The sequence below is a fragment of the Nonomuraea sp. NPDC050394 genome, from assembly GCF_044459065.1.
Taxonomy (GTDB): domain Bacteria; phylum Actinomycetota; class Actinomycetes; order Streptosporangiales; family Streptosporangiaceae; genus Nonomuraea.
The window spans coordinates 70,671-87,976 of sequence record NZ_JBITIO010000023.1; the positions used below are offsets into that span (position 1 = coordinate 70,671).

Annotated in this window: 17 protein-coding genes; 13 read left to right on the top strand and 4 right to left on the bottom strand. The window is 70.2% G+C overall.

From position 1 onward, the window contains the following. Positions 1 to 83: 83 nt before the first annotated feature. A complete protein-coding gene (locus tag ACIBKY_RS49995) occupies positions 84 to 674 on the top strand; it encodes an HAD family hydrolase (RefSeq protein WP_397108861.1) in 591 nt (196 codons plus the stop codon). A 7-nt stretch (positions 675 to 681) separates the two neighbouring features. On the opposite strand, the gene ACIBKY_RS50000 is transcribed toward ACIBKY_RS49995, so the two are convergent. Next, positions 682 to 1,479 carry a helix-turn-helix domain-containing protein gene (locus ACIBKY_RS50000; protein ID WP_397108863.1) on the bottom strand — a complete coding sequence of 266 codons (798 nt, stop codon included), beginning with the start codon at positions 1,477 to 1,479 and terminating at the stop codon, positions 682 to 684. A 122-nt stretch (positions 1,480 to 1,601) separates the two neighbouring features. On the opposite strand from ACIBKY_RS50000, the gene ACIBKY_RS50005 reads away from it, so the two are divergent. Together ACIBKY_RS50005 and ACIBKY_RS50010 are read left to right on the top strand one after the other, a co-directional pair. Next, a complete protein-coding gene (locus ACIBKY_RS50005; protein WP_397108865.1) occupies positions 1,602 to 2,015 on the top strand; it encodes a hypothetical protein in 414 nt (137 codons plus the stop codon). Positions 2,016 to 2,211: 196 nt separating this feature from the next. Then, positions 2,212 to 3,051 (top strand): alpha/beta fold hydrolase, encoded by an 840-nt coding sequence (locus ACIBKY_RS50010; protein ID WP_397108867.1) that lies wholly within the window; start codon positions 2,212 to 2,214, stop codon positions 3,049 to 3,051. A 53-nt stretch (positions 3,052 to 3,104) separates the two neighbouring features. Here ACIBKY_RS50010 and ACIBKY_RS50015 read toward each other — a convergent pair whose 3' ends face one another. After that, positions 3,105 to 4,601: a PhoX family protein gene (locus ACIBKY_RS50015; RefSeq protein WP_397108869.1), complete on the bottom strand. Its 1,497-nt coding sequence runs from the start codon at positions 4,599 to 4,601 to the stop codon at positions 3,105 to 3,107. A 293-nt stretch (positions 4,602 to 4,894) separates the two neighbouring features. On the opposite strand from ACIBKY_RS50015, the gene ngcE reads away from it, so the two are divergent. From ngcE to ACIBKY_RS50040, 5 genes are read left to right on the top strand one after another with little or no spacing between them, the layout of a single operon-like run. Then, on the top strand, positions 4,895 to 6,304 hold the full coding sequence (ngcE, locus tag ACIBKY_RS50020; RefSeq protein WP_397108871.1) for an N-acetylglucosamine/diacetylchitobiose ABC transporter substrate-binding protein: 1,410 nt from the start codon (positions 4,895 to 4,897) through the stop codon (positions 6,302 to 6,304). A gap of 3 nt (positions 6,305 to 6,307) precedes the next feature. Continuing rightward, entirely contained in the window at positions 6,308 to 7,189 is an 882-nt protein-coding gene (locus ACIBKY_RS50025; RefSeq protein ID WP_397108873.1) for a carbohydrate ABC transporter permease, read from the top strand. Continuing rightward, entirely contained in the window at positions 7,189 to 8,019 is an 831-nt protein-coding gene (locus tag ACIBKY_RS50030; RefSeq protein ID WP_397108875.1) for a carbohydrate ABC transporter permease, read from the top strand. Before ACIBKY_RS50025 ends, ACIBKY_RS50030 begins: the two co-directional genes overlap by 1 nt. Positions 8,020 to 8,021: 2 nt before the next feature. Beyond that, positions 8,022 to 9,212, top strand: a complete 1,191-nt coding sequence (locus tag ACIBKY_RS50035; RefSeq protein WP_397108877.1) for an ROK family protein — start codon at positions 8,022 to 8,024, stop codon at positions 9,210 to 9,212. A 13-nt stretch (positions 9,213 to 9,225) separates the two neighbouring features. Beyond that, the gene (locus ACIBKY_RS50040; protein WP_397108879.1) at positions 9,226 to 9,990 is read left to right on the top strand and encodes a PIG-L deacetylase family protein; all 765 of its coding nucleotides are present in this window, start codon (positions 9,226 to 9,228) and stop codon (positions 9,988 to 9,990) included. 224 nt (positions 9,991 to 10,214) lie between these two features. Here ACIBKY_RS50040 and ACIBKY_RS50045 read toward each other — a convergent pair whose 3' ends face one another. Continuing rightward, positions 10,215 to 11,249: an LLM class flavin-dependent oxidoreductase gene (locus tag ACIBKY_RS50045; RefSeq protein WP_397108881.1), complete on the bottom strand. Its 1,035-nt coding sequence runs from the start codon at positions 11,247 to 11,249 to the stop codon at positions 10,215 to 10,217. A 378-nt stretch (positions 11,250 to 11,627) separates the two neighbouring features. On the opposite strand from ACIBKY_RS50045, the gene ACIBKY_RS50050 reads away from it, so the two are divergent. Both ACIBKY_RS50050 and ACIBKY_RS50055 read left to right on the top strand, forming a co-directional pair. Then, entirely contained in the window at positions 11,628 to 13,196 is a 1,569-nt protein-coding gene (locus tag ACIBKY_RS50050) for an MFS transporter (RefSeq protein ID WP_397108883.1), read from the top strand. 266 nt (positions 13,197 to 13,462) lie between these two features. Next, positions 13,463 to 13,837 (top strand): RNA polymerase sigma factor, encoded by a 375-nt coding sequence (locus tag ACIBKY_RS50055; RefSeq protein ID WP_397108953.1) that lies wholly within the window; start codon positions 13,463 to 13,465, stop codon positions 13,835 to 13,837. On the opposite strand, the gene ACIBKY_RS50060 is transcribed toward ACIBKY_RS50055, so the two are convergent. Further along, positions 13,813 to 14,520, bottom strand: a complete 708-nt coding sequence (locus ACIBKY_RS50060) for a TetR family transcriptional regulator (protein ID WP_397108885.1) — start codon at positions 14,518 to 14,520, stop codon at positions 13,813 to 13,815. The two genes, ACIBKY_RS50055 and ACIBKY_RS50060, sit on opposite strands and share 25 nt — an antisense overlap. Before the next feature lie 79 nt (positions 14,521 to 14,599). Here ACIBKY_RS50060 and ACIBKY_RS50065 point away from each other — a divergent pair, with 79 nt between their 5' ends. Genes ACIBKY_RS50065 through ACIBKY_RS50075 form a run of 3 tightly spaced genes read left to right on the top strand, consistent with a single transcriptional unit; the run spans position 14,600 to position 17,208 of the window. Then, positions 14,600 to 15,484 (top strand): alpha/beta hydrolase, encoded by an 885-nt coding sequence (locus ACIBKY_RS50065; protein ID WP_397108887.1) that lies wholly within the window; start codon positions 14,600 to 14,602, stop codon positions 15,482 to 15,484. An 18-nt stretch (positions 15,485 to 15,502) separates the two neighbouring features. Then, the gene (locus ACIBKY_RS50070) at positions 15,503 to 15,940 is read left to right on the top strand and encodes a pyridoxamine 5'-phosphate oxidase family protein (RefSeq protein WP_397108889.1); all 438 of its coding nucleotides are present in this window, start codon (positions 15,503 to 15,505) and stop codon (positions 15,938 to 15,940) included. Between the two features lie 35 nt (positions 15,941 to 15,975). Then, a complete protein-coding gene (locus ACIBKY_RS50075) occupies positions 15,976 to 17,208 on the top strand; it encodes an SGNH/GDSL hydrolase family protein (protein ID WP_397108955.1) in 1,233 nt (410 codons plus the stop codon). Positions 17,209 to 17,306 lie beyond the last annotated feature (98 nt).

Genomic DNA, 17,306 nt, shown 5'->3' on the forward strand with positions numbered 1-17,306 from the left:
AACCGCAACGGGCTCGGCCGGTAACCGGGCGGGGCCTTCCAGGACCGCCGGCCTCGCGATTGGTGGCCCCGTAGAATATTGCGGTGATCTTGAGTCTTCCCCCCGGTGAGTTCGGCGCCTACCTCTTCGACTGCGACGGGACCATCGCCGATTCCATGCCGCTGCGCTTTCTCGCATGGCGGCAGGCGCTGGGCGAGTGGGGATGTGAGCTTTCCGAGGAACTGTTCTACGCGTGGGCCGGCCGGACGGTGGCCGGCATCATCACCGATCTCAATGCGAGCCAGGGGCTGGCCATGCCGGTGCCGGCCGTCGCGCGCCGCGGTGAGGAGCTCTGCCAGGAGATGCTGCCCCGCCTGACCGCGGTGCCCGGCGTGCTCGAGCACATCGAGGCGGCGTTCGGCCGCATCCCGTTCGCCGTCGTATCCGGTAGCGACCGTGAGTCGGTGACGGCCACGCTGACCGCTCTGGGGCTGCTCGGCAAGTTCGAGGTGATGGTCTGCGCCGGTGACTATCCGCGGGCCAAACCCGCCCCGGACCCGTTTCTGATGGCCGCCCGTCAACTGGGCGTCGACCCGGAGCACTGCCTGGTCTTCGAGGACGCCGACAACGGGATCCAAGCCGCTCAGGCCGCCGGCATGGCCTGGGTGCGCGTTCCCCCGCCAGGGCGACGCTGACCCCGCTTCAGGCCGGGGACGGCTTCGGGTGCTGCACGATGGAGGAGCTGGAGCGGACGACGCCGACCCCGGAGACGGCGCGGCCGTCATTGTCCTTCCAGAGCTCGAAGTTGTAGCGGCCCGGGCGCAGGCCGGTCCAGGTGTGAACCTGCCAGGAGTCGCACGCGAAGCGGGCGGACGCGCCGCCCGGGCGTAAGGCGATCCAGTACTCGATCATCCCGGTGGGGCAGGAGAAGTTCGCCCAGATCTCGAGGTCGCCCTCGGTGTGCTGCGTCCACTCGCGAGAGGTCACCTGCTTGTACATGTTCGTGACCTTCCAGGGGAAGCCGCTGGATGGGGATACCGACGGAGAGGCCGAGGCGGGGGTCGCGTTCGCGGGACCCGGTTCACGGCCGGACAGCCAGAGGTATCCGGCGCCCCCGGCGACGATCACGACGGCGAGCGCGGCGGCCAGCGGGAGCCGCCAGGACGCGCGCCGTGACGGCTCGCCGGCGGGTTCCCCCGGAAGGTCCGGGGATGTTCCCGGCTCCCCCGGCTCCCCTGGCTCCCCGGCGATCGCGCGCCACCGGGCCTCCCAGACATCCAGATCCCCGCCGCAGGCCTCGACATACGAGCGGACGAAGTCCAGCGGCGGCAGCTCCACCGGATTCAGCCGCCGGGAAATCGTGCTGGAGTGGTAGCGCATCCGCTGCCCGACCTCCTGCAACGACATCTCGCCTCGCAGCCGGCGCAGATCGTCGACGAACTCCGCGATGGGACCCGTTTCGCGGTCGATCGGCTGATCCTTGCGTCCACCTCGCGACATGGCCCGCTCCGGGTTGTTGCGGTTGTTGTTGCTATTGATGCGCAGCCCAGAAGCGATGACAAGAGCAATCGGCTATGGCGAGCTGGCACTGTCCCCCAAACCCCGACCAAAGGAGCTGACAGATGTCAGGCCGAGTCCGGACACTGCTGGGCGCCCTCTCCATCATCGCGGCCACCCTGGCCCTCACACCGGCGGTGGCGTCCGCCGACGGCGTCCTGCACCGAAACGTCTATTCCTACGCCCACGGCTACAAGGTCAACCTCACGATCTTCGGGAACGCCGGCCAGGCCCGGGGCATGTGCACCATCACCAACCTGCCGGAGTCGATGATCATCCGTGCCTGCCAGCTCCTGCGCAGCACCTCCGGCGGCGCCGGTACGGAAAGCGGCAACGGCTGGCAGAGGCACTTCCCGAGGGCCTACTCCAGGATGCTGGCACTGGCCTGCGGCACCTCCTACCGGGTCTTCATCCGCTTCCAGGCGGTGAGCGCCAGTGCGCCGTCCACCGCCTACGGCACGTGGTGGCGTCCCTGCTAGAGGCCCGTCGCCGGGCACACGGGTAGATGCTGGGCATTCGCTCGAACAAAGTGAGCGAATGCTCAGAACCCCGCCCCGCCGACCGGCACCAAGCGTGGAAGCCACTCACTTGACCTTGACACAGTGACAAGGCCTTCACTGTCGCCAAGGAGGTGGTTCCCATGTCCCACTCGACACGCCCGGGGGTGCCGTCGTCATGACCATGATCTACAAGTCCCGCGAGGGCGGACTCGAGCTCCTCGGCCACTACCGGCGGATCCTGGACACCTGGCCGGTTCCCGCCGAGCACATACGGGTGCCGACTCGCGAGGGCGAGACCTTCGTCCTCGCCTCCGGCCCGCAGGACGCGCCGCCTCTGGTGCTGCTGCACGGCTCGGGCGCGAACACGTCGATGTGGCGAGCGGACATCGCCACCTGGTCGCGGCACTTTCGCACGTACGCGGTCGACCTCGTCGGCGAGCCGGGCCTGAGCGCGCCCTCGCGTCCCGTCCTGGGCTCCGGCGCCGTGGCCCTCTGGCTGGACGACGTGCTGGAAGGGCTCCAGGTCACCGGCGCCGCGTTCGTCGGCACGTCCCTCGGCGGCTGGACGGCCCTGGACTACGCGATCCGCCGTCCGGAACGAGTGACGCGCCTGGCCCTGATGTGCCCCGGTGGCGTGGGACGGCAGAAGGCCGGCTGGATCTTCAAGGCCCTCCTGGCCCGCCCCTTCCGGCGCGGCGGGCTACGCGAGTCGGCCATGGCCGTCGCGGGACTCGACGCGGACAAGGACCGGCAGGCGCTCGACGCCGTCGTCCTGACGTTTACGCACTTCAACCCTCGCAGGGAGAAGCTCCCGGTGTTCCCCGACGACGCGTTGCGCGGCCTCACCATGCCCGTCCTGGTCATCGTCGGAGGCCGGGACGCCATGTTCGACTCCCGCCAGAGCGCGCGGCGCATCCGTGAGTGCGTCCCGCACGCGGCCGTGACCCTGCTCCCCGAAGCCGGTCACGCCATCTTCGGGCAGAGCGAGCCGATCGCCGAGTTCCTCCGGACCTGAGGCAGGAGGGCGCCCGGAGCGTCGGCAGGACCCGGCCGCATCCTGGCGGCGACCTACAGCGGTCCGCGCCGCCACGGCCCGCGGATCGCGTACGTGCGGCCGGGCGGGTCGAGGGCGGCGGTGTGGCCGAGCGTGTTGACGAACATGACGGAGCCGTCCGGGCTGAAGCAGGCCCCGGCGAACTCGCTGTCGTCGGCGATGTTGACGGCGAACTCGAACGGTTGCCCGCCCGGCGCCAGCCCGATCACCCGGTTGACGTTCTCCAGGCCCGGGGCCAGCGGGTGCGGGTCGGCGTCGGTGGCGGACGCGTCGTCCTCGCACAGGACGATCCCGCCGCGCGGGGTGAACGTGAGGTTGTCGGGGGAATCGAGTTCCTTGCGGCCGGGCGACTCATAGACCAGCACCAGGACATCGCCCCGCCGGCCACGGCCTGGGATCAGCTGCCAGACCTGCCCGTACCCCTCGCGGTAGCCGTCGGCGTTCGGGGCGTCACCGTTCTTGGCGTCGCCGCCGCTGGTGGAGCTGAAGAAGATGCCGCCGTCGCCGTACCAGCAGCCCTCAAGCCGGTTGAACTTGGCGCCGCCCTTGGCCAGGCCCTGCTGCGTGCAGGTGGGGGCGCCGTTCTCCAGGTCGGGGTCGGGCTGGTCGATGACGACCCACTCCACCCGCAGGCGGCTGCCCATCGTCTGGCCCTCGCGGCAGTCGTAGTTGGTGACGCCTCGGACCTTGAGCATCTCCAGTACGCCGCCGCCGGCCAGGTTGCGCGGGTCCTTCGGACGGAAGCGGTAGAAGCCGTCGGGTTTGCCGGAGTCGTCCTCGGTCTCGTAGACGAATCCGGTGTGCGGGTCGACGGCGATCGCCTCGTGCGAGAAGCGACCCATCGCGGTGAGCGGCATCGAGGGGGCGGGCCTGCCCGGTTTGGGGCCGTCCAGAGGGACCTCGAAGATGTAACCGTGCTTGCGCTGCCAGCCCTGCTGGAGGCCGGAGGTGGTTTCCTCGCAGGTCAGCCAGCCCTTGCCGGCCAACATCTTGCCGCCGGCGCAGTTGACGATCGACCCGTTGAAGCTGACGAAATGCTCCAGAACCTCGCCGCTGCGCAGATCGACTTCGAGCGTGGTGGTGCCGGCGACGCCGAGTTCGTCGTAACGCCGGGAGCCGGGTACGTGCACACGGCCCGTCGGCGATCCGGGAGTCGTGCGGACCTCGTGGTTGCGGATCAGCCGTACTGTGTGGCGGCGTCTGCCGGGAAACGCCGCCATACCGTCGTGGGCGATGGGGGTCGGGACCCCGTCGGTCATGGGCGTGCCGGTCTGGCCCAGGACGATGTAGGAGAAGCCCGCGGGCAGCGCCAGCAGTTCCTGGCCGGTGTTCTTGGCGGCGGTACGGCGGAGCGGGCCATACCCCACCTTGCCAGGGTCGGGGACAGGGCGGCCGGCGTCGGCCCAGGACGCGTGCGCGCCCAGGGTCTCGATGGCGACCCCGCTGGCCAGGACGCCACCGGCGGTGGCGAGACTGCTGCCGAGGAACGATCGTCGATCAAGCTCGGTCATGTGTGCTTCCCCTCGAAGCAAGGTCAGGGCACTCCCGATCGTCTGCCGTTGATGAACACTCGATGAACGACGGCTTTCGACAGCGTAAGCGCCCTGATCGTCCCTGAGAGGGCCCATTTGTCAGACAGACAGCTCGTGCATCAGCTTCTCAAGGCGATCGCGAATCTCGTCCGGATCGGAGACACGGCACGCGCAGTGCAGTCGCGGACCTCTTGACCCTGGTCACGGTGCCCTCCTATAGTCAGCGGCTAATCGTCTGGAAGGTATCCAGACGGTTGTGTTCAGGAGGAGCCATGTCCCCCAACCGCCGCGACGTCCTGCGCGGGCTCGGCCTGGCCGCGTTGGCCACCCCCCTCGCCGCCTGCGCGACCGCGAGCCGTACCGCCGCTCCTGCCCCCACCGCCACCGCCGCAGCGACGTCGGCGGCCAACCCGCTCGGAGTGCAGGCCGCGAGCCCGCTCGAAGTGGTCATCTTCAGCGGCGGCAACGGCGACAAGTACGCCGTCGACCTGCATGAGGCCGCCTACAGCAAGGCCTATCCGAGCGCGAAGATCAAGCACGTCGCCACCCAGAAGGTCGGTACGCAGCTGCGCCCGCGCTTCATCGCCGGCGACGTCCCCGATGTGATCAACAACTCCGGGCCCGAGGCCCTGGACCTGCAGGCCCTCGTCCAGGAAGGCCACCTGGCCGACCTCACTCCGCTGTTCGAAGCCCCCTCGCTCGCCTTCCCCGGCAAGAAGGTCAAGGACACCCTCGTCGGCGGCGTCTACGAGAACTCCCTGATCGACGGCGTGCCCCGGGTACTGCAGTACACCGTCGCCCACCGCGCCCTCTGGTACAACGCGAAGCTCTTCGAGGCCAAGGGCTGGGCGGTGCCGAAGACCTGGGCCGAGTTCAACGCCCTCGGCGAGGAGGCCAGGAAGGCGGGGATCGCCCTGTTCGCCTACCCCGGCCAGGTCGGCCCCTTCTACCAGCTCTGGAATCTGGTCTACAGCGCCGCCAAGATCGGTGGCAACAAGGTCATCATCGACATCGACAATCTCGCCGACGGCGCCTGGACCGCCGAGCCGGTACGGCAGGCCGTCGCGGCCTGGGCGCAGATCCAGAAGGACTTCGGCGACAAGGCGTACTTCGGTCTCGACCACACGCAGACCCAGATCAAGCACCTGCAGGACAAGGTGCTGTTCTACCCGTGCGGCTCCTGGCTGGAGAACGAGATGGCCAAGGACAGACCGGACAGCTTCGAGTACGCCATCGCCCCCGTCCCCAGCATCGGGGCCGCCGACGCCATGCCGTACGAAGCGATCTTCGTCGGGGTGTCCGAGGCCTTCTTCGTCGGCGCCAAGGGCAAGAACCCCCAGGGCGGCCTGGAGTACCTGCGGCTGATGCTCTCCAGGGAAGGCGCGCGCGGCTACACCGAGCTCACCAAGAACCTCACCGTGGTCAACGGCGTCGTCGACGGCCTCCGGCTCACCTCGGCGGTCAACAGCGCGGCCAAGGCCCAGGAGGCGGCGGGCCGGAACACCATCACCGACGCCCGCTTCGAGACCTGGTACAAGGAGCTGTTCGACTACGCCCAGACCCAGACCAACTCGGTCATGGCCGGGCGCGGCACCGCCGAGCAGTTCTGCGCGAACATGCAGAAGAAGGCGGACGAACTCAAGAACGACTCCGCGATCACCAAGCAGACCCGGAGCGTCTGACCGATGCGGCGGCACGGCTTCGTCGCGGGGTTCCTGCTCCTGCCCGTCGCGCTCTACCTCGTCTTCGTGATCAGCCCGTACGCGCAGGCGTTCCAGATCGCGCTGACCGACTGGCGGGGCGTGTCGGCCGGGCTCAACTACGTCGGGCTGGACAACTTCGTGCGGCTGTTCGGCAATGACGCCTTCTGGCAGGCGATCCGCAACCACGTGGTCCTGCTCGTCGCCATGCCGCTCGCCACCGTGGCCCTGGCCCTGGCCTTCTCCTACCTGCTCAACGCGCAGGGCGGAGTCAAGGGCTCGGGCTTCTACCGGGTCGTCTTCTTCCTTCCGCAGGTGCTGGCGGTCGCGGTGGTCGGCGTGCTGTTCAAGGCCGTCTACCGCCCCGACGCCGGCGGCGTGCTCAACGGCGCGCTGATGAAGATCGGGCTGGAGCCCGCCGGCTGGCTGACCGACCAGCGGCTCGCCCTCTGGTCGATCATCGCCGTCATGGTCTGGCAGGCGGTCGGCTTCTACGTGGTGCTCTTCTCCGCGGGCATGGCGGCCATCCCCAAGGACGTCTTCGAGGCGGCCTCACTGGACGGCGCCGGCCGGCTGACCCTGTTCTTCCGCATCACGCTGCCGCTGATCTGGGACACCGTCCAGGTCGGCTGGATCTACCTCGGCATCGCCGCCTTCGATGCCTTCGCCCTGGTCAACGTGCTCTCCATCGAGCAGGGCGGCCCCGACGGCGCCACCACGGTACTGGCCACCGAGATCTACAAGAACGCCTTCGGCTACTCGCGGTTCGGCTACGCCTCGGCGATGGGCGTGGCGCTGTTCTTCCTCACCCTCACCTTCGCCGCCGTGACGATGCGGGTCACCAGGCGAGACAGGATCGTGTACTGATGCGCCGCAGGCTCTTCGGCGGCCTGTCCCAGGCCGTGCTCGCCGTGTGGGCGCTGCTCATCATCGGCCCGCTGATCTGGACGCTGCTCGCCTCCTTCAAGAGCAACGCCGAGATCTTCGGCGACGCCCTGCAACTGCCCGGTGAGCTGCGCTGGGACAACTGGCTGCGGGCCTGGGAGAAGGCGAACGTCGGCACCTACCTGCTCAACACCGTGATCGTGGTCTTCTTCGGGGTGCTCGGCACCATGCTGCTCAGCTCGATGGCCGCGTACGTGCTGGCCCGCTACCGCTTCCCCGGCAACCGGGCGATCTACTTCCTGTTCGTCTCCGGCATGGCGTTCCCGGTCTTCCTGGCCCTCGTCCCGCTGTTCTTCGTGGTCGACGGGCTCGGCCTGCTCAACTCGCACGTCGGGCTGGTGCTGGTCTACATCGCGTACTCGCTGCCGTTCACCGTCTTCTTCCTGACCTCCTTCTTCCGCGGCCTGCCGGACGCGGTCGCGGAGGCGGCGATGATGGACGGCGCCTCGCACACCCGCACCTTCTTCCAGATCATGCTGCCCATGGCCAAGCCCGGCCTGGTCAGCCTGACCATCTTCAACGTGCTCGGCCAGTGGAACCAGTACCTCCTGCCGCTCGTGCTCCTGCCCGGCAACAAGCACAAATGGGTCATCACCCAGGGCATCGCCGACATCTCCACCATCGCCGGATACGAGGCCGACTGGCCCGCCCTGTTCGCGGCCCTGAGCATGACGGTCCTGCCGGTCGTCGTCGCCTATATCGTCTTCCAGCGACACATCCAGTCCGGGCTGACCTCAGGAGCCGTGAAGTAAGCATGTCCACCGGGAACCCCACGGTCTTCCGCACCCTCAACGAACGCGCCGCGCTCGAACTCCTGCTCCGCCACGGCGGGCTCACCCGCGCCGAGCTGGAACAGCACACCGGCCTGTCCAAGGCGTCGGCCGCGGAGGTGCTGCGCCGTCTGGAGAACGGCGGGCTGGCACGCAAGGCCGGCACCAAGCCGGGCAACGCCGGCCCGGCCGCGCAGATGTGGGAACTGGAGGGCGGCGCCGCGCGCGTCGCCGGGGCCGACCTGACCGCGAGCTCGGTGGAGGTCCGCGTCGCCGACCTGACCGGAACGACCCTGGGCCGCCACCGGGCCGAGGCGCCCGGCCCCGGGGCCGACGCCGTGGAGTTCCTGACCGCCGCAGTCGCCGCGGCCGCCGCCGAGGCCGGGCTCGGTCTCGACGACCTCGACCAGATCGTGCTCGGCGTGCCCGGCATCGTCGAAGCCGGCGGGCGGCGGCTGCGCCAGGCGGTCCAGTTGTCCGGCTGGTCCCACCTCGACGACCTCGCCGACCTGTGCGACGCCCTCGGGGCCGAACGGTTCCGGCTGGAGAACGACGTCAACCTGGTCGCCATCCGCGAGCTGGCCGACCGCGAGGGACAGAGCTTCGTCCTGCTGTGGATCGGCGGCGGCGTCGGCGCGGGGGCCGTGCTCGACGGCGCGCTCTGGCGCGGCGTCACCGGGCGCGGTGGCGAGGTCGGCTCCGTGACCGTGCCCGACCCGGCCCGCCGCGGCCGCCTCTACGGCCCGGAGGGCGGTCCCCTCGGCGCCCTCCTCGGCGCCTCCCCCCTCGCCGCCCTCGCCGCCGCCCACGGCCTGCCCGCCTCCGCGGACAGCGGACTGGCCGAGGTGTCCGCCCTCCTGAGCGACGGCACCTCGCACGCCTTCCTCGACGACGTCGCCGCCCGCGTCGCGATCGCCGTCACGGCCGCCGTCGGCGTGCTCGACCCCGGCTGTGTCGTCCTGAGCGGCCCCCTCTGCGTGGCCGGCGCCGAGCCGCTGCGCGCCCGCGTCGCCGCGCTGCTCGCCCCCACCGGCCTGGCCCCGGTCACCGTGGCCGTCGGCCGCGCGGGCGGCGGCAGCGTGCTTGAGGGCGCCGTCCGTTACGCCCTCGATCTGGCCCGCGAGCGGGTCTTCCATGCCGGTACGGCAGGCCGTACCGGAGAGCACATCCCCTAACGAAAGCTGAGACATGTTGCGCACGCTGGTCATCGCCGCCCATCCCGACGAACCCGAGATCTACGCCGGCGGCACCGCCGCCCTGCTGGCCGGGGCGGGGCACGCGGTGAAGTTCCTGACGCTCACCAACGGGGACGCCGGCCACCACGAGATGGAACGCGCCCCCCTGGCCCGCCGCCGCGCCGAGGAGGCCTGGCGCGCGGCCGACGCGCTCGGCGTGACCACGTACGAGATCTTCGACGACGTGCACGACGGCTTCCTCGAACCCACCGTGGAGCTGCGCGTGCGCGTCCTGCGCGAGATCCGCGGCTGGCGTCCCGACCTGGTGATCGCCCTGCACGCCGACGGTGGCGGCCACCCCGACAACCGCGCCGCGGGCGCGCTCGCCGGGCAGGCGGTGGAGTTCTCCACCACGCGCAACGTCGAGTGCGGCAAGCCCGCCCTGGACCGGCAGCCGGTCTGCCTGCTGATGACCGACTACGTCTCCCGTCCCGTCCACCGGGACGACGTCGTCGTGGACGTCGCCCCGGTCCAGGAGGCCAAGCTCGACGCCTGCCTGGCGCACGCCTCCCAGTTCCTGGAGTACTCGCCCTTCCAGCGCGGGCTGCTGGCCAAGGTGCCCGACCCCGCTGACGTGGCGGCCTGCCGTACGTTCGTGAGCGAGTACTGGGCCGAGCACATCGGGCCGGAGACCTTCCAGCTCGCCCCGTACGGCCGGCGCCCCGCCGAGGGCGAACTGCTCGATCTGCTGCCCTTCGCCACGCTACGGGCCCGCTGACGGAACGTCGGGGTCGGGCGCCGCGGGTGGGCCGCGAGGCCGGCCCCGGCGCGTGTTGTCCGGCCCCCAAGCCCGCGGTCGCCCGCGTCATGCCCTCCGGCGACGGTTTACGCGCTGCGATACCTCGCCCCACCGATCGGCTGGTCGAGCCGGCCGGCCCGGCCGGTCGCCACCGCGCACCGGCCGCAGGCGCGACGGCATGTCGAGGTGTGGCGCGGGCGGCGTCAACCCAGCAGCCGGGCGAGCTCGGCCATTTCGGTCTCCGGGTCCACCACGGGCTGGATCACCAGCTCGTCGACCCCCGACTTCCCCAGCGCGCCGATCCGCGCGGCGAGCTCGTCCGGGGTCCCGACCAGGCCGAACCTGTCCACCAGGGAGGGCACGACGAGCTCTCGATCCTCTGGCGACAGCCGGCCGAGGTAGCCGGGGTAGAGCGCTTGATGCCGGTTGGGGTCGTTGGGGGTGGTGCCGCGCCGCTGGAGGAGGCGCTCGACCGCCGCGGCCTCGTCAGGGGGGAGCGCGGCGCGGACGCCGGGATTCTCCACGGCGAGGATCAGCGCGCTCAGCGCGACGTGCCCCATCGCGTCCTTGACCGCGTCGCCGTAGCGGTCCTCGCCGTCGGCGAGGACGTGCAGGGAGGTCATGAGGTACGAACGCGCGTCCTCGGTGCCGCCGGCGGTCCGCCTGGCCTGGCCGAGCGCGGACCAGGCGGCGGGGTCGTGCAGCGCGTAGGAGATCACTCCGGCGCCGAGGCGACCGGCTACCGCGGCCGCCTTCGGGCCGAACACCGCCACGACGAACTCCACCGGGGCGTCGGTGTTGACCTGCGAGCCTACGTGCAGGAAGCGCACCCTGCCGGACCGATGGCCCTCGCGGTAGTCCGTCTCGCGACCGGCGGTGAGATCCCGCAGAGCGGCGGTGAACGACTCCAGCTCCGCGATGGTCGTGGGCCGCATACCGAGCGTACGGCGTGCCGTGTTGCCGGTGCCGACCCCGCAGACGATGCGGCCGGGGGCCAGGGCGTTGAGGCTGCCGACGGCCGCCGCGGCGGCGGGCGCCGAGCGCAGCGCCGGCGAGGTGACACCGATACCGAGCCTGATGTGGTGCGTGGAGGCGGCACAGAGGGCGAGGGAGACGAACGGATCGCCGTGGACCATCGGCGTGTCGAACACCCAGAAACTGGTGAAACCAAGTTCTTCCGCGCGGGCAGCCAGGCGTTCCACGCCCGGCTGCGCCGGCAGGACGATGCCGATCCGCATGGCGGCTCTCTTCTCGCCGTCGGGTGAGGTGGCCGAACCACCGGAACTATCAAGATAGGGCCTCCCGACCCTGGACGACGAAGATCCTCACCGACGTCGACGACACCCCGGCGCATCATTGATCTTGTCCGTCGTTACGGAAAATCAGGCCACCCACCAGGCGATCCCCGGGCGGAAGGTCCGGTCATGCAGAGGAGCGGCCGTGTCTTTCCCACGAGGGCCTGCGCGGTGAGCCGGCCCTCCGCGACCCGCAGGTGTTTGCGCACGAGGCTGTCCAGACCCTCATTGTCTTGCGTTATAGGCAACATCTCATGCGCCAGGTGCAAAGCGTGCCTATCGTCGCCCGCAGACAGCTCCTGCTTTCGCCGAGAGGAACACATGAGCACCAACCCGTCCGCACCGGCGGCGATGGATCCGCGCCGGCTGCGTACCATCCTGATCGCCGTCTGCGTCGCCCTGATGGCGGTCATCGCCTCGGTGACCGGACTGAACGTCGCCCAGCCCGACATGGCCGTCGAATTCGGCGCCTCGCAGACGACGATCCTGTGGATCATCAACGTCTACACCCTCACCCTGGCCGCGCTGCTGCTTCCGCTCGGCGCGATCGGTGACCGGCTGGGCCGCAAGCCCATGTTGGTCACCGGCCTGATCGTCTTCGGCGCCGCCGGCGTGCTGGCGGGCCTGGCGCCGTCATCCGAGGTCATGATCGCCGCCCGGATGCTCAGCGGTGTGGGCGCGGCGATGATCATGCCGATCACCCTCGCCGTGATCACCTCGACCTTCCCCGACGAGCAGCGCGGAAAGGCGATCGGCGTGTGGACCGGCGTCGCCGGTGGCGGCGGCATCATCGGCATGTTCCTCTCCGCCCTGCTCGTGGACGTGGCGGACTGGCGATGGCTGTTCGTGCTGCCCGTCGTCCTGGTCGTCGTCTCGCTCGGCATGATGCGATCCGTACCCGACTCCCGCGAGCACTCCGGGCACTCCTTCGACACCATGGGCGCGCTGGCCTCCGTCGTCGCCGTGGCAGGCCTGATCTTCGTCCTGCAGGAAGGCCCGGAGCGTGGCTGGAGCGACCCGGTCACCCTGGCCGCTCTCGTCGTCGGCCTGGTGGCCCTGATCTTCTTCGTGGCCTGGGAACTGCGCCGCGGGGACGCCTCTCTGCTGGATGTGCGCCTTTTCCGCGAGCGCGGCCTGGCCGGCGGCTCCATCACGCTGCTGGTGGTCTTCGGTGTCCAGGCGGGTGTCTTCGTGGTCCTGTTCCCGTTCCTCCAAGCCGTCCTCGGCTGGTCGGGACTGCTGTCCACCCTGGCGCTGATGCCCATGGCCGTGCTGATGATGATCACCTCGGGCCTGGCGCCCAAGCTGGCCGCGTACGTCGGCGCCCGCTCGACCATGGCGGCGGGAATCGCGCTGTTCGCCTCCGGTCTGGCGCTCATCGCCGGCATCGTCTCCGTCGAGGGCGGCTACCTGTCCATCCTGCCCGGCATGCTCGCCATGGGCATCGGCATGGGCCTGTCGATGACCCCGTCCACGGAAGCCATCACCGGCTCCCTGCCACGGGACAAGCAGGGTGTCGCCTCCGCGCTCAACGACATCACCCGCGAGTTCGGCACCGCACTCGGCGTCGCCCTGCTCGGCGCGCTCCTGGCGAACGGCTACCGCGGCTCCATCGACGACAGGCTCCACGGCATCCCCCGGGGCGCGGCGGACGCCGCACGCCAAGGCGTCGCCAACGCCATCGAGGCCGCGAACACCGCCGGCTCCCACGCCCAGCCGCTGGTTGACGCCGCCAGGCTGTCCTTCGTCGACGGCTGGCAGCAGGCCATGTGGGCAGGTGTCATCGTCATGGGCATCTTGTTCGTCTACGCCGCCGTCCGCGGCCCGGAGAACAAGCCATCCGCGCCGGCGGCCGAGGAGAACACCCCCGAGGCGGTCACCCCGAGGTGACCGCGCAAGAGCCGCACCGCGAGATGGGAGGGTGAGCACGCGCGCGTCCGATCACCTCGTCGGTCCTCCCCCCGGCGCCTCCTCGCCGACGCGCAGGGGTTTCCGGTGTCAGGCCACGGCTCACGCCGATCGGCTCCATCGTTTACACCCGGCCTGAAATTCTGCCGTCGCCCGCGGACACGTAGGAAGTGAAAGCACGCGGCATTGGGAAGGTCTGACGAGGATGAGACGTGAGTGACCAAGACGACCGGTCCCGGTTCGAGGCGATGTACCGGCGAACCTACGAGCAGATTCTCGGATACGCCATACGGCGGTGCTCCTCTCCCGAGGACGCCGCCGACATCGTGGCCGAGACCTATGTGATCGCCTGGCAGCGGATCGCCGGACTCCCCGACGGCGAGGCGGGCAAACTCTGGCTGTACGGCGTGGCCCGCCGGGTCCTGGCCAACCATCGCCGTAGCGAGCGGCGCAGAACTGGTGCCGGGCACTGGGCACTCGATCGCGCTGGACGTGCCCGAGTTGTGCGACTCGAGGATCCTGCGCCACGCGGCCCGCGTCGCTCTGTGAAGTCCGCCCACGCGGGCAAGTATCTCTTCTCAAAAACTAATTCTCATAATTATTTGATTTCGAGACGGCGATAGACGGTGGCACGGGAGACACCGAACCGGGCCGCTATCTCCTCGACGGCGAGACCGTCGGCGTACAGGGAACGTGCCTGCGCCAGCTGCTCCTGGGTGAGCGCGGCGGGGCGCCCGCCGTTCCGTCCCCGGGCGCGGCCGCGCGGGCCGGGCGGGCCCGGCTCGCCGAGGAGCGCCCGGGCCCCGTCGAGGATGAGGCCCCGCAGCCGCTCGGCGGGTTCGTCGCGGAACAGCACCACGGGGTCGGCCAGCCCGGCGACCACCTGCGAGGCGCGCACCCGCTGAGCCAGGCCGCTCCCGGGACCGGCCACCAGCTCGTTGGTCAGGGCGATCGCGGCCCGGAAGCGCTCGCCCACCGGAGCCTGCACCAGCAGCGTCATGTCCTTGACCAGCATCGTGAGCGTGCCGCGGTGACGCAGGTGGACGTCGACGTAGCCCTCGATCGCCCGCCACCGCACCCCGTCCGCGCCGCCACCCCCGGACTCGGCCTCGGCCAGTACCAGCTCCAGCTCGTCCAGCAGCGGCAGCGTGAGGCGGCGGAGGATCTCGTCCTTGGAGTCGAAGTGGTAGTAGAGGGCGGCCTTGGTGATACCGACCCGGTCGGCGATGGCCTGCATGGAGGTGGCCCGGTAGCCGCGGGCGGCGAACAGGTCGCCCGCGGCGTCCAGGATGCGCTGAGATGTCATGAAGCTCACTTACCCGTGGTCAGTTCTTTCGCTATATTGCTAACCAGCAGTCAGTCTATTGCTCTGGAGATGATTCCGTATGCGGACCAAGGTGTCCTTCACCGCCGCCGGCGTCCGGTGTGCCGGCTACCTCTATCTGCCCTCCGGATCGGGGCCGTCGGCGTGCGTGGTGCTCTGCCACGGCTTCAGCGGGACGATGGACCGGCTTTTCGACTACGCCGAGCGCTTCGCGGCCGAGGGCTTCGCGGCGCTCGTGTTCGACTACCGGGGCTTCGGCGAAAGCGACGGCGAGCCTCGCCAGTTTCCGGATGTCGCCGGGCAGATCATCGACGTCCGCGCCGCCGTCGCCTTCGCGCGGGCGCACGAGCGGATCGATCCCGGCAGGGTGCTGCTGTGGGGCAACTCGCTGGGTGGCGCGCACGCCATCACCGTGGCCGCCGCCGACCCCAGGGTTCCCGCCGTCGTGGCGCAGATCCCGTTCAACGGATTCCCCAAGAAGGTGCAGGGACGCTCCACCGGGAACACCCTGCGGCTGCTGGGCGCGATCGTCTGGGACACGATCCGCGGCAAGCTGGGCCTCAGGCCGTACTACATCCCCATGGTGGGACGGCCCGGAGAGCTCGCCGTGACCGCGACTCCGGAAGCCGATCAGCACATCCAGACGCTCACCGGCGGCGGGGAGACGCTGTGGCAGAACAGCGTCGCGCCCAGAGGACTGCTGCAGATGATGCGCTACCGGCCCGCGGAAGCCGCGGCGCGCCTGGCCTGCCCGCTGCTGGTCTGCGTCGCCGCCGAAGATCAGGAGACGCCGTTGGAGACCACGCGGGCGCTGGCCGACCGCGCGCCCAAGGGCGAACTGCGCGCCTACCCGGGCACCCATTTCACCTTCTACACCGACCCGACCTTCCGAACACGTGTGGTCGCCGACCAGATCGACTTCTTCCACCGGTTCGCCGCCGGCTGAAGAAGAAAAGGGGAACACATGAGTGAGCAATCGGGTCCCACCCCACGCGGCCTGACCACGCGGGAACTGGAACAACTCCTGCTGGAGCAGCGGTTCGGCGTGCTCGCCACCGTCAGGCGCAACGGCCACCCGGCCATGTCGACGGTGTCGTACCGATGGAGCGCGGCCGAACGGGTCATCCGGATCTCCACCACCGCCGACCGCCTCAAGGCCCGCCAGGTTCGCAACGACCCGCGCGTCGCCCTGCACGTACGCGGAGACGACGTATGGTCGTTCGCCGTCGCGGAAGGCGAGGCTCGGGTGAGCGATCAGCCGGAGGAGTTGCTGGCGTTCGCCGGCCAGGTGGATGACGTACCGGCCTTCCTGGAACAGCAGGCACGCGAGCAACGTGTGGTCATCACCTTGTCCGTGTCCCGCCTGTACGGCACCGCCCTGGATGTCACCCCGGCACCGTGACACATCACCACGAAAGGACGACGCACGTGTTTCGCATGGCCTTGATCGCCCTGCTGGGAGCATCGTCTCTCATCGCCCTGCCCGCCCCGGCCACCGCCACCACGCACCACTGGACAAGGGGGTGGGCGGCCGCCGTACAACATCCCAGCCAGAGCGAGTGGATCTCCAACTGGGCCTACACGGGGTTCAAGAACCACTCCGTGCGGCAGGTCGTCCGCGTCGGTGCGGGAGGATCGAGCCTGCGGCTGCGGCTGTCCAACGTGTACGGCAAAGCCCCCCTCCGGCTGACCGGCGCGAGCGTCGGCGAGTCGGCGGGCGGCGCGAGCGTGCGGCCGGGAACGATGCGGACGGTCAGGTTCGGCGGATCCGCGTCCGTGACCATCCCCGCGGGCGGGCTCATGGCGGCCGACCCGGTGGACCTGCGCGTAAGAGCCGACGAGCACGTGACGGTGACCCTGTATCTCAAGGACCCCACCGGCCCGGCGACCAACCACAACCTCGCGGTCGCCACTTCCTACCGGGCCACGGGCGACCACCTGCGCGATCCCGGCGCGGCGCCGTTCACCGAGCGGAGCACCTCCTGGTACTACCTCGCCGGGCTGGACGTCTCCACCCACCGCCCGGCGAAGAGGGAGACGATCGTGGCCTTCGGTGACTCGATCACCGACGGCCAGGCGGCGACGACCGACGCCGACCGACGCTACCCCGACGTACTCGCCCGGCGGCTGAAGCGCGCGGGCCGCTCGGAAGTGGTGCTGAACGGCGGCATCGGCGGCAACCGGGTACTCAACGACTCGGCGTGCCTCGGCGAGAGCTTCCTCAACCGGTTCCGGCGCGACGCTCTCGGCCACCCCAGAGTACGGACGGTGATCACGATGGGCGGCATCAACGACATCATGCACGGCGACACCACGCCATCGACCTGCACGACGCCGAACCCGAAGGCGACCAGCGAAGCCCTGATCAACGGCTACCGGCAGCTGATCCGCACCGCCCACGCCGAGGGCGTGAAGATCATCGGCGGGACCATCCCGCCCTTCAAGGACTCCCCGCTCTTCACCGACCGCGGCGAGTCGGTACGCGACGCCGTCAACCGGTGGATCCGCGGCGGCGGCGAGTTCGACGGCATCGTGGACTTCGACCGCGCACTGGCCGACCCGGCCGACACCGATCGCCTCCGCCCCGCCTACGACAGCGGAGACCGCCTGCACCCGAACGACGCCGGCTACCGGGCCATGGCCGAGGCCGTCGACCTCGCCGCCCTCTGAGCCAGGAGCCGCCTCGCGGGCACACCGGGTGCGCCTCCCGGCCGGAAGAGTGCGGCGATCCTCGCCGGGTGCGCGGCGGCCTGAGACACACCCGGCCG

What these genes read in the sequence shown, in the direction of transcription:
- ACIBKY_RS50040 (WP_397108879.1), top strand. Translation starts at nt 9,226, where the DNA reads ATGTTGCGCACGCTGGTCATCGCCGCCCATCCCGACGAACCCGAGATC.
- ACIBKY_RS50070 (WP_397108889.1), top strand. Translation starts at nt 15,503, where the DNA reads ATGAGTGAGCAATCGGGTCCCACCCCACGCGGCCTGACCACGCGGGAA.
- ACIBKY_RS50045 (WP_397108881.1), bottom strand. Translation starts at nt 11,249, where the DNA reads ATGCGGATCGGCATCGTCCTGCCGGCGCAGCCGGGCGTGGAACGCCTG.
- ACIBKY_RS50050 (WP_397108883.1), top strand. Translation starts at nt 11,628, where the DNA reads ATGAGCACCAACCCGTCCGCACCGGCGGCGATGGATCCGCGCCGGCTG.
- ACIBKY_RS50035 (WP_397108877.1), top strand. Translation starts at nt 8,022, where the DNA reads ATGTCCACCGGGAACCCCACGGTCTTCCGCACCCTCAACGAACGCGCC.
- ACIBKY_RS50030 (WP_397108875.1), top strand. Translation starts at nt 7,189, where the DNA reads ATGCGCCGCAGGCTCTTCGGCGGCCTGTCCCAGGCCGTGCTCGCCGTG.
- ACIBKY_RS50010 (WP_397108867.1), top strand. Translation starts at nt 2,212, where the DNA reads ATGACCATGATCTACAAGTCCCGCGAGGGCGGACTCGAGCTCCTCGGC.
- ACIBKY_RS50060 (WP_397108885.1), bottom strand. Translation starts at nt 14,520, where the DNA reads ATGACATCTCAGCGCATCCTGGACGCCGCGGGCGACCTGTTCGCCGCC.
- ACIBKY_RS50055 (WP_397108953.1), top strand. Translation starts at nt 13,463, where the DNA reads ATGTACCGGCGAACCTACGAGCAGATTCTCGGATACGCCATACGGCGG.
- ACIBKY_RS50005 (WP_397108865.1), top strand. Translation starts at nt 1,602, where the DNA reads ATGTCAGGCCGAGTCCGGACACTGCTGGGCGCCCTCTCCATCATCGCG.
- ACIBKY_RS50065 (WP_397108887.1), top strand. Translation starts at nt 14,600, where the DNA reads ATGCGGACCAAGGTGTCCTTCACCGCCGCCGGCGTCCGGTGTGCCGGC.
- ngcE (WP_397108871.1), top strand. Translation starts at nt 4,895, where the DNA reads ATGTCCCCCAACCGCCGCGACGTCCTGCGCGGGCTCGGCCTGGCCGCG.
- ACIBKY_RS50025 (WP_397108873.1), top strand. Translation starts at nt 6,308, where the DNA reads ATGCGGCGGCACGGCTTCGTCGCGGGGTTCCTGCTCCTGCCCGTCGCG.
- ACIBKY_RS50000 (WP_397108863.1), bottom strand. Translation starts at nt 1,479, where the DNA reads ATGTCGCGAGGTGGACGCAAGGATCAGCCGATCGACCGCGAAACGGGT.
- ACIBKY_RS50075 (WP_397108955.1), top strand. Translation starts at nt 15,976, where the DNA reads ATGGCCTTGATCGCCCTGCTGGGAGCATCGTCTCTCATCGCCCTGCCC.
- ACIBKY_RS50015 (WP_397108869.1), bottom strand. Translation starts at nt 4,601, where the DNA reads ATGACCGAGCTTGATCGACGATCGTTCCTCGGCAGCAGTCTCGCCACC.